The organism is Thermoanaerobaculia bacterium (genome assembly GCA_035717485.1).
Taxonomy (GTDB): Bacteria; Acidobacteriota; Thermoanaerobaculia; order UBA5066; family DATFVB01; genus DATFVB01.
Genome location: DASTIQ010000296.1, coordinates 1 through 8,433 on the forward strand (window position 1 = coordinate 1; position 8,433 = coordinate 8,433).

8 protein-coding genes are annotated in these 8,433 nt (G+C 68.1%); 3 read left to right on the forward strand and 5 right to left on the reverse strand.

Annotation, left to right across the window (positions count from 1 at the left end; all coding sequences use genetic code 11):
* The 3 genes from VFS34_15585 to VFS34_15595 form a co-directional block, all read left to right on the forward strand.
* The coding region (locus tag VFS34_15585) for a glycosyltransferase family 2 protein (protein ID HET9795875.1) at positions 1-781 on the forward strand (781 nt) is incomplete at its 5' end.
* Between the two features lie 176 nt (positions 782-957).
* Positions 958-1,671, forward strand: a complete 714-nt coding sequence (locus VFS34_15590) for a hypothetical protein (protein ID HET9795876.1) — start codon at positions 958-960, stop codon at positions 1,669-1,671.
* The gene (locus tag VFS34_15595) at positions 1,671-2,750 is read left to right on the forward strand and encodes a DUF1573 domain-containing protein (GenBank protein HET9795877.1); all 1,080 of its coding nucleotides are present in this window, start codon (positions 1,671-1,673) and stop codon (positions 2,748-2,750) included. Before VFS34_15590 ends, VFS34_15595 begins: the two co-directional genes overlap by 1 nt.
* A 220-nt stretch (positions 2,751-2,970) precedes the next feature.
* Here VFS34_15595 and VFS34_15600 read toward each other — a convergent pair whose 3' ends face one another.
* From VFS34_15600 to VFS34_15620, 5 genes are all read right to left on the reverse strand, one after another.
* Positions 2,971-3,549, reverse strand: a complete 579-nt coding sequence (locus tag VFS34_15600) for a TIGR00730 family Rossman fold protein (GenBank protein HET9795878.1) — start codon at positions 3,547-3,549, stop codon at positions 2,971-2,973.
* Positions 3,549-4,118, reverse strand: a complete 570-nt coding sequence (pyrE, locus tag VFS34_15605; GenBank protein ID HET9795879.1) for an orotate phosphoribosyltransferase — start codon at positions 4,116-4,118, stop codon at positions 3,549-3,551. The genes VFS34_15600 and pyrE overlap by 1 nt, the downstream gene beginning before the upstream one ends.
* 364 nt (positions 4,119-4,482) lie before the next feature.
* Positions 4,483-5,847, reverse strand: coding sequence for a sigma-54 dependent transcriptional regulator (locus tag VFS34_15610; protein HET9795880.1), 1,365 nt, complete (start codon positions 5,845-5,847; stop codon positions 4,483-4,485).
* A gap of 7 nt (positions 5,848-5,854) precedes the next feature.
* Entirely contained in the window at positions 5,855-7,387 is a 1,533-nt protein-coding gene (locus VFS34_15615) for a Do family serine endopeptidase (GenBank protein ID HET9795881.1), read from the reverse strand.
* 259 nt (positions 7,388-7,646) lie between these two features.
* Positions 7,647-8,433, reverse strand: a 787-nt coding sequence (locus VFS34_15620; GenBank protein ID HET9795882.1) for a hypothetical protein, incomplete at its 5' end; no start/stop codon positions are given.

The following is an 8,433-nucleotide window of genomic DNA, read 5'->3' on the forward strand; positions in this document are numbered from 1 at the left end:
GCTGCGCTTCCCCGTCCATCGGGGCCTCGCGGCCGCCTTCAATGCGGGCATCGCGCACGCGCTCGCGATGGGCGCCGACTGCATCGTCAACTTCGACGCGGACAACCAGTACGACGCGGCCGACCTGCCGCTCCTGACGGATCCGATCGTGCGCGGAGAGGCGGACGTCGTCGTCGGCGACCGCCGGCCGGACGCGCTCCCGCATTTCTCGCCGGGCAAGAAGCTCCTGCAGCGCGCCGGGTCGTGGGTCGTGCGCCAGGCATCGGGAACCGACGTCGCCGACGCGACCTCGGGATTCCGCGCGCTCTCGCGCGAGGCCGCGCGGTCGCTCAACGTCTTCTCGAAGATGACGTACACGCTGGAAACGCTGATCCAGGCCGGGTCGAAAGGGCTCCGTGTCGCGTCGATTCCGATCCGCGTCCGCCCGACGTACCGCCCGTCACGGATCGTCCGGTCGAACCTCCACTACGTGCTCGTCTCCGGGGCGAACATCCTGCGGATCACGGCCCTCTACAAGCCGCTCAAGGTCTTCTCGGGGGCGGCGGCCGTGCTCGTGGCCGCGGGCCTCGCGCTCGTCGCGCGTTTCTTCTGGTACTACTTCGGCCCGCGCCCCGGCGGCCACGTCCAGTCGCTCATCGTCGCGGCGATCCTGATCGTCGTCGGCGTGCAGACCTTCCTGATCGCTCTGCTGGCCGATCTCGTCTCCATCAACCGAACGCTGCTGGAACAACTGCAGGAGCGGCAGAGCCCGCCTCCCTCTCCGCCGAAAACGCTTCAATAGTTTCGCGTCAAACGGACGATTCGATCCCGCGCAAGAAAATCGGTGCGCGTGCATCATGACTTGGTGCGCTCCGGGGCGTACGGTGGATTCCGCGTTTCGACGAAGGAGTCCGGCCGGCGTCCGGGACCCGTCGCCGGCGGGCTCAAACATCATCGGTACCGGAAATGGAGGATCGAATGAAAAGGATATTGATGGGCCTGGCAGCGATGGCTGCGCTCGTCGTCACCCTCCCCGCCTGGGCGGGAAACGGCATCGACCTCAACGGCACCCACTACAACCTGAACATCGTCGGCGTGGAAAACCCGAAGAGCTCTACGATGAACGGTGCCGACGGACACACCATCTTCGTCGCACTCGGGTCGAAGGACTCGGCGCCGGTCGTGACCAAGATCTGGCTGACCCAAGGCGACTTCCAGGTCTGCGATGCGAACGGGTTCGACGCTGCCTACAACTGCGACGGAGTACAGATCGGCCGGACATTGAACGGCGCGGTGTTCCAGCTGCCGTGCGACACGGCGATCACCACGAACTACGGGTGCGACGATGGGTTCAAAACATCGTACTCAGTCTGGGGGCGCGCGCTCGGTCAGCCCGGAGGCAGCGCCGTCATCACGACCTGCGCCTACGACAAGTTCACGAACGAGGTGGTCTGCTCGACCGAAAACACTCTCAACGTCTTCTCGCGCGGCAGCGGAAAGCAGATCTTCCAGGATGTGACCAGCGAGCTCACGACTCTCCAGGACGTCTGCTTCAACATCTCGAGCACCGTCCAGGTGTGCGACAAGAGCGTGTCGCTCTTCAACGACGCCCTCGAGGACTATTTCTGGAAGTACGAGAACAAGGGGCTGCGTCTCGCCCAGATTCGGTTTTATCTGAACCCGAGCGAGTAGTGGTTTCTTTCTCCCCTTCCCCGGAGCGGGCCGCGAAGGCGGCCCGCTCCTTTCTTCTCTTCGGACGACATCCGAGGATCGCCCGATGCGGCGCCGGGGCGGTCCTCGCTTCCTTCGCCGCTCTCGTCTCGGCCGCTCCGAACGCGGTGGTTCGCGATTCCGTCCACGATTTCGGCCGAGTCCGGCTCGGCGCGAAAATCCTTCACTCGTTCCCGATCCACAACTCGGGGGACGCTCCGCTCGAGCTCACGGGGGCCCGTCTGTCGGATTCCGGAATGACCTGCCACATGCCCCCGCGCATTCCTCCGGCGGGAGACGGCGCGATCGACGTGGAGTGGTCGACGGGCAATGCCGTGGGGGCGCTCCGCGGACGGGTATCCCTGCGGACGAACGACCCGAGCCGTCCCGAGGTCCCTCTCGTCCTCGAGGGGAAGGTCTACGGGCCCCTCGACGTCGATCCCTTTCCCGCCGTGTTTCTGTCCGCCTTTCGCGATGAAGACGTCCGCCGGGAACTGACGTTCACCAGCAACCAATCGCGGCCCGTCGACCTGCGTCTGCTTCCCTCACCCGGATCGCATTACCGGGCGGGGCTCGAAACGGTCGAAGCGGGGAAGAAATGGCGCTTGACGGCGGGCGTCGAGTCAGGAACCGGCCCGGGCCGTTACGAGGAATCCCTCCGGCTCGAAAGCAGCGACCCGCAGATAGGCGCGGTGCGCATCCCGGTCCACCTCTTCATCAAGGCGGACCTCTACGCCAATCCCGATAGTTTCGACTTCGGCGACGTCCCTCTCGAGCGCGTCCGGAGGCAGCCCGGCGCTCTTGCGCTGCTGCGCCAGGCCGTCTTCCTGAAGAAGCGGCGCGGCGGATTTCACGTGCGGGCCGTCCGGTCGGACGTCGCCGCCCTCGACCTTGGCGCGACGCCCCCGACCGGCGAGAGCGGCTCTTTCGAGATCCTGGCGGGCCTGCGCGCGGACGCCCTGCACCCCGGCAGTCTCGACGGCACGGTCACGATCGAGACCGACGATCCCGGTTTCCCGGTGTTGACGATCCCGGTGCGCGGCCGGATCGTCGAAAAGTAGCGCGACCCGCGCCCTGGGACGCGCGGCCGGTCCTTCGCCGATTCTTCGGAGGGTTACGGGTGTGCCCGACCTCGGTTGCCAAGTCGACGAGGCGCGGCGAGGCGCGAGGCCGACGGAATGCGGGTCGGCCGCGGCGTACCGAGTCGTACTGGCGAATGTACGGCGAGGGCGGCGCGGCCGGAACGCGCCCGTCCGGCTCGATGCATCGCCGCGCCGGCTACTAGTACCACTTGCCCGGCGCGCGGTTCAGCACGGTCGCGTCCTCGAGCACGGCGAAGGCCTTTTCGGAATCGTCCGCGACCGAATACAGGATGCGATGCTCCTTCCGCACGACCCCGTCCGCGATCGCCCGCTCGAACTGGGCGAGCAGCGAATCGTAATAGCCCCGGACGTTCACGAAGACGATCGGCTTGCTGTGGATCCCGAGCTGCTTCCAGGTCAGCATCTCGAAGAACTCTTCCATCGTGCCGAACCCTCCCGGAAAGGCGACGAAGGCGTCGGCGTTCTTGAACATCTCCGACTTGCGGTCGTGCATCGTCTCGACGACCTTGAGCTCCGTCAGGCTGGGATGCGCGACCTCGCGGCCGACGAGCGCGCTCGGGATGACCCCGAGGACCGAGCCTCCTCCCGCGAGGGCGGCGTCCGCGAGGGCTCCCATCGGCCCGACCGAAGCGCCGCCGTACACGAGGCGCCATCCGCGGCGGGCGAGCCCCGCGCCGAACGCCTTCACTTCCTGGAACAGCCACGGGGCCGCCGCGGTGGAAGACGCGCAGTAGACGCAGACGGAACGGATCTCCATCAGGCCGCCGGGTGCCGGCTCCCCGGAGCCTCGAGGGGAAACCCTTCCGCGCAGAGGGGACAGCCGTTCTCCGGCCATCCCGGGGCCTCCACGGCGAGGAGCGAGCGCCAGGGAACCGCGAGGGCGTCGGGCGGCAACCCGCGGTCGACGATCGAGCCGGCCGCCACGACGCGCGCGCCCCGCTGCTCGACCGCGACGATCGTCTCGCGCGTCGACTTGCCGGTCGTGAACACGTCCTCGACGACGACCGCCCGCTCCCCTCTCGCGAACGAGAACCCGCGGCGCAGCTGCATCGTCCCGTCCTTCCGCTCGGTGAACACGGATCGCACCCCGAGGGCGCGGGCGGTTTCGTGGCCCACGATCACCCCGCCGAGCGCGGGTCCGACGACGACCGACGGCGCGAACGACCCGAGCAGGCCCCCGAGCGCGTCGCCGATCCGCCGGGCGCGTTCCGGCCACTGGAGGATGAGGGCGCACTGGAGATAACGGTCGCTGTGCAGTCCCGAGGAGAGGCGAAAGTGCCCCGAGAGAAGCGCTCCGGTCTCGTCGAACTCGTGACGCCAGTTCACCGGCGAGATGTTACACGAGGCCGGCGCGGATCATCCATCGAGCCGGACCGGCGCGCGCCGCCCGCGGCGCCGGGCGACATACGCCCCGGTACGCCTCGGGACGCCGCGGGCGGCCCGCATCCCGCCTCGCTCGCGTCTCGACGCGCTTCAGCGCCGACAGAGCCGAAATCGTGTAGTTTCCAAAAGGCATCGGTGGCTCATGGATCGCGATCGTCGACCGCGCGCCCTCCGGTGCGGTCATGACCGAGGCGCGGCCAGACGGGTTGGAAGACGGGTTCGGACGGCCCGGCCCGCGGGCGAGGCGTGCCGGGGCGTCCGTCGAGACCGCGGACGAGCCGCCCGGACCCGAGTGGTCCGCGCTCGTCTACTCGGGAAGTTTGTCGCGGGTGAGCCCGAAATGCTCCAGCTTCTTGTACAGGTTCGATCGCGGCGTCTGGATCGCTTCCGACGTTTTCGAGACGTTCCAGTTGTTCTCGCGGAGTTTGGCGATCAGGAATTCACGCTCCGTGAACTCCTTGAAATCGGCGAGGGTGGCGATCTTCGACCCCTGCTCGGCGAGATCGCGCGCGGAGAATCGTGCGTCGGGCGGCAGATCGGAGGCGCCGACCGTGTCGGTCTCGGTCATGATCAGGACCCGCTCGACGAGGTTCTTCAACTCGCGGACGTTTCCGGGCCACGTTCGCTTCGACAGGACCTCGATCGCCTCCGCGTCGAACTTCCGCGGCCGCGTGCCGTTGCGTTCCGCGTACAGCGCGGTGAAATGCTCGACGAGCGCCGGAACGTCCTCCGTCCGCTCGCGCAGCGGGGGAACGGCGATCGGGACCACGTTCAACCGGAAATAGAGATCCTCGCGGAATTTCCCCGCGCGGATCTCCCCGGTCAGGTCCTTGTTGGTCGCGGCGATCACCCGCACCCGGACGCGCTGCGTCTTCGACTGTCCGACCGGCTCGACTTCCCCCTCCTGCAGCACCCGCAGCACCTTCGCCTGCGCGCGGGCCGACATGTCGCCGATCTCGTCGAGGAAGATCGTTCCCCCGTCGGCCTCGACGAACTTCCCGATCTGGCGGCGCACCGCCCCCGTGAACGATCCCTTCTCGTGTCCGAAGAGCTCGGACTCGATCAGCTCCTCCGGGATCGCCGCGCAGTTGACCGTGACGAACGGCCCCGAAGCGAGCTTCGACAGGCGCTGGATCTCGCGCGCGATGAGCTCCTTTCCGGTACCGGACTCGCCGGTGATCAGGACGGTGGCGTCCGAGGGAGCCGCCCGGGCGACCTGTTCCCGCAGCCGCCGCACCGCCGGACTGACGCCGACGAAGACGTCTTCCATGGCGATGCGCTTCTTGAGGGAGACGTTCTCGCGCTCGAGCCGCCGGCGGGAGAGCGCGTTGGCGACGGAGATCAGCAGCCGTTCGCGCTGGAGCGGCTTCTCGAGGAAATCGATGGCTCCCCGTTTCGTGCAATCGACGGCCGTCGCGATGTCGCCGTGACCCGAGATCATGAGCACGGGAGGCGGCGACTCCATCTCCTGGATCCGGTCGAGCGCCTCCATGCCGTCCATCCCCGGCATCTTGATGTCGAGGAGGACCGCGTCGGGCCGGCGGGCTTCGAGCTCCGCCAGCCCCGACGCGGCGTCCCGGGCCGACGCGGTTTCGTACCCGTCGTACTCCAGGATCATCCGGATCGCGTCGCGCACCGACGCGTCGTCGTCGATGATCAGGACCCGGGGCACGGACTACCTACTCGCCGACCTTGACGATCGCGAAGAACGACACGGGGCGGGGCCGGAAGCGGCGGACGTAGAAGCGGAGGTAGTCCCCCTTCTTCGCGTCGCGCACGATTTTCGAGAGCTCGGCGGCCGTCCCGACCTTGCGCCCGTTCACCTCGGTGATCACGTCGCCTTCCGCGAGACCCGCATCGGCCGCCGCGGAGACCTCCGAAACCCCCGTCACGAGGACGCCGGTGACCGCCGGGTCGATCCGGTAGTACTGGCGCGCCTGCCCCGTCAGGTCCTGGACCGAAAGGCCGATCTTCTCCCGCGATCCGTCCTTCTCCTTGTCGGGCGCCGCCGAATTCTCCGCGGTCTCGCCGTGGCGCTCGCCGAGGTCGACGGTGACGGTCCGGCTCTTCCCCTCGCGGAGCAGCGTCAGGCGGACCTTCGAGCCGGGCGCCTTCGCCGAAACGTAGCCGATGAGATCCTGGGTGTCCTTCACCTCGCGGTCGTCCACGCGCACGATCACGTCGCCGTGGAGCACGCCCGCCTTCTCGGCGGGAGAGTCGCTCTCGACGGACTCCACGAGGGCGCCGTTCAGCGTCGTGAGGCCGAACGCCCGCATGTTGTCTTCGTCGATGTTCCGGATGTTGACGCCGAGGAACCCGCGGGTCACCTTCCCGCGCGTCTTGAGCTGTTCGAGGATCGCCTTCGCCGTGTTGATCGGCACGGCGAAGCCGATGTTCTGGGCGGGACGGTAGATCGCCGTGTTGATGCCGATGACCTGCCCGTCGACGTCGATCAGCGGTCCGCCGGAGTTCCCGAAGTTGATCGCGGCGTCCGTCTGGATGAAATTCTCGAAGGAGTTCGCGTTCGGATCGAGCGTCAGGTTGCGGCGCCCTTTCGCGGACACGACGCCGACGGTGACCGTCTTGTCGAACGCCCAGGGATCGCCGATCGCCATCACCCAGTCGCCGACGCGCAGCCGGTCGGAGTCGCCGAGATTGATCGCCGTGAGCTTCTCCTTCGCGTCGATCTTCAGCAGAGCGATGTCGGTCGCGGGATCCGTGCCGACGACCTTCGCCTTGTAGGTGTGCTGGTCGCCCACCTTGACCTCGATCTTCTGGCCGTTTTCCACGACGTGGTTGTTGGTGAGGATGTAGCCGTCCTCGGAAATGATGAAGCCGGATCCGCCCGCTTCTTCCTTGTGCTCCTGCTGGTCGTCCCCCTGGCCCGGGTGGGGGAACCCGAAGAAGAACTGGAACGGGTCGCCGCCGCCCCCCCCGTCGCCGTCGCCGCCGAAGCCCTGCGCGCCCATCCGGCGCGGCCCCTTGACGATGTCGGTCGAGGTGATCGAAACGACCGACGGAAGCGCTTCGGACGCGATGTCGGCGAACGACGGGAGCGTCATCGACGTGGGGTGGCCGGTCGCCCCGTGGGTCACGTGCTGCGCCGACGTGACCGGCGTCCAGTTGGTCGAGCTCGCGAGGACGACGCCGAAGATCACGGCGCCCGCGATCAGCGCGAAAAACGAAAGCTGCCGTTTGGCCATCGAATTCATGGGTATGTCCTTCTCCTCATAACAGTCTGGACGATTCGCGCCGATTTCTCTCGCGGCGGGCCGATCGTCCCATTGCGGCAAGAGCAACGCCGGTGCCACGGTAAATTATTCCAAAGACACGGAGTCTGCGGGCCGAAAGCGCCAAAAAGTCGCGCGCCGGAGGGATTCGCCGAGCTCCTTCCGGTCAATGCGGCGCGCGCCGCCGCCCGCCTCGCGTCCGGGAGCCCGCCGCCCGGGCGGGGGAGCCTCGACGGGAGGCTCACCGGCCCGGAAGCTCCGGAGGCTTCTCGCCGGCGCGGTAATGGAGGTACAGGAACGTGATCGTCACGCCTTCGCGCGATTCGTTCAGCTCCTTCGGAAGCGGGCGGAAAGGCGCCGCCTCCGAAATCCCGAGAAAGGCCGCATGGTCGTAAGGCGGAATGTTCGAGGTCCGGGTCACCGTCTCTCCCTCGACGGTCCCGTCCGCGCGGATGTAGAACCGGATCGAGAGCTTCCCGTCCGGCCCGAGCTCGGCGAGCTTCGGGATGCGCTCGTACCAGTGGATCTTGATCTTCCGGAGCATTTCCTCGGCGTAGTCCCCCCAGTCGTACCACTGCGTGTCGAAGGAGATCGGTCCGTAGTCGACGAACCCTCCCCCCTCGTTCGCCTTCGGCGCGCCGCCGAGGCCGCTCACGCCTCCCGTCGCGTTCCGGATCGCTTCGTTCAGGCTCGGAACCCGGCCCTGCGCGCCCGGCTGCCCGTGTTCGGACCCGGGAGGCGTCCGGGGCTGCGCGAACCCGCTCTCCGCCTGGGGCTGCGCCGGCGTCGACGCGCTTCCCTTGGGCGCGGGGGGAGCGGCGGGCGCGGCGCCGCCCGCCGGCGCGGTCGGTCGCGGCGCCGGTCGGGACCGTGCTCCGGGCTCCAGCCCTTCCATGCCGCCCTGACGCGCGACGAACGGCGTCTCGGCTTTCGGCCGGTTCCGGTCTCCGCCGCCGGCCCGCCGGTTCTTGTCGGAGAGCGGAGCATTCGGGCGTGCCTCGCGCCGCGACGGCCCGGGCGCTTCGGTG

Excerpts from the sequence above, each read along its gene's own strand:
- VFS34_15590 (HET9795876.1), top strand. The coding sequence starts at position 958 with ATGAAAAGGATATTGATGGGCCTGGCAGCGATGGCTGCGCTCGTCGTC.
- VFS34_15600 (HET9795878.1), bottom strand. The coding sequence starts at position 3,549 with ATGGAGATCCGTTCCGTCTGCGTCTACTGCGCGTCTTCCACCGCGGCG.
- VFS34_15615 (HET9795881.1), bottom strand. The coding sequence starts at position 7,387 with ATGAATTCGATGGCCAAACGGCAGCTTTCGTTTTTCGCGCTGATCGCG.